The sequence below is a fragment of the Kytococcus schroeteri genome, from assembly GCF_002847825.1.
Classification (GTDB): Bacteria; Actinomycetota; Actinomycetes; order Actinomycetales; family Dermatophilaceae; genus Kytococcus; species Kytococcus schroeteri.
Genome location: NZ_PKIZ01000150.1, coordinates 1 through 309, shown reverse-complemented (window position 1 = coordinate 309; position 309 = coordinate 1). Strand labels below are relative to the sequence as shown.

Genomic DNA, 309 nt, shown 5'->3' with positions numbered 1-309 from the left:
CACCACCCGCGCGGGCATGCTGACCGGCCCGCTGCGCGACCGCTTTGGCTTCACCGCCCAGATGGAGTTCTACGACATCGCCGACCTGACCCGGGTCGTCACGCGTGCTGCAGGCATCTTGGGAGTTGACATTACTGGTGACGCCGCAGCGGAGATTGCCTCCCGTTCCCGCGGAACCCCGCGTATCGCCAACCGACTGTTGCGCCGAGTGCGCGACTTCGCGGATGTGAATGCCGACGGAAAGATCACCGTCGAGGTGGCGCGTGCCGCGCTGCTGGTTTTCGACGTCGACGAATCTGGGCTGGATCG

At 65.7% G+C, this 309-nt stretch carries 1 pseudogene; it reads left to right on the top strand.

The window, feature by feature from the left end:
* Window positions 1–309 (top strand): annotated as a pseudogene (locus CYJ76_RS11940) (Holliday junction branch migration DNA helicase RuvB); the annotation flags it as partial.